Source organism: Macromonas bipunctata (assembly GCF_002837135.1).
Classification (GTDB): domain Bacteria; phylum Pseudomonadota; class Gammaproteobacteria; order Burkholderiales; family Burkholderiaceae_C; genus Macromonas_A; species Macromonas_A bipunctata.
Genome location: NZ_NWBQ01000111.1, coordinates 1 through 1,398, shown reverse-complemented (window position 1 = coordinate 1,398; position 1,398 = coordinate 1). Strand labels below are relative to the sequence as shown.

At 60.2% G+C, this 1,398-nt stretch carries 1 protein-coding gene; it reads left to right on the top strand.

The window, feature by feature from the left end; all coding sequences use genetic code 11:
• On the top strand, positions 1-1,398 hold a 1,398-nt coding region (locus CON76_RS12560; protein ID WP_145995470.1), incomplete at both ends, for an FG-GAP repeat domain-containing protein.

Below are 1,398 nucleotides of genomic sequence, written 5' to 3'. Positions count from 1 at the left end.
GATGTGGGCAACGCATCAGCCCCTGTGCTGGTGGACATCGACGGCGATGGCGACCTTGATGCCTTTGTGGGTGACTACGACGGCAACACGCAGTTCTTCCGCAACACGGGCAACGCCAGCAGCGCCGCTTTTGCCGCTGCTACCTCCAACCCCTTTGGCCTGACGGATGTAGGCTACTTGTCATCGCCCACCTTTGCCGACATCGATGCCGATGGCGACTTGGATGCCTTTATTGGCGAAAGCAACGGCAACACGCTGTTCTTCCGCAACACGGGCAACGCCAGCACCGCCGCGTTTGCAGCCGCCGACACCAGCCCGTTTGGCCTGAGCGATGTGGGCTTTTGCGCCAGCCCCACATTGGTGGACATCGATGGCGATGGCGACCTCGATGCTTTCATCAGCAACATCGATGGCGATACGCTGTTTTTTGCCAACACAGCGGCGGCAGGTGCGACCACCCCCGCATTTGCGGCCGCCAGTACCAACCCCTTTGGCTTGAGCAATGCGGGCAGTTGGGCCAACCTTACGTTGGTGGACATCGACGGCGATGGCGACTTGGATGTCTTTATCGGTAACACCAGTGGGCATACGCTGTTTTTTGCCAACACAGCGGCGGCGGGTGCTAGCACCCCTGCCTTTGCCGCTGCCAGCAACAACCCTTGGGGTCTCAACAGGGTGGCCGATTCTGCCAGCCCCACGTTTGTGGACATCGATGCCGACGGTGACCTCGATGTTTTTACTGGCACTAGCGATGGCGACATCAAGTTTTTCCTCAACGTCAACCCTGGGCTGGTGATAACCCCCACTGGCGACGACACCCGCGTGAGCGAAGGCGACACCACGGGTGACACCTACACGGTGCAACTTTCAACCAAACCCACCGCTGATGTGGTGGTCACGCTGGACGACACCAACAGTCAAGTGACCTTCGACAAAACCACGTTGACCTTTACCGCCGACAACTGGAACGTGGCGCAAACCGTGACCGTGACAGCGGTGGATGACACCGTCAACGAAGGTGCGCATGCGGGCGCGATCCTGCACCATGTCAGCAGCGTCAACGACCCCGATTACCAAAACCTCGACCCCGTGGCGTTGTGGGTGGGTATTACGGACAACGACGCGGTGAGCAGCCGCGACATCATCTTCACCCAGATGAGCAGCACGGCCCCATTTGGCCTGACGGATGTAGGCAGCCTTTCATCGCCCACCTTTGCCGACATCGATGCCGATGGCGATCTGGACGCTTTCATAGGCAACAACGCAGGGCAAACCCTGTTCTTCTTGAACACCGGCAACGCCAGCAGCGCGGCCTTTGCGGCGGCACAAACCAACGCCTTTGGGCTGGGTGACGTGGCGGCCGACGCGGCCAGCCCAGTGCTGGTGGACATCGATGGC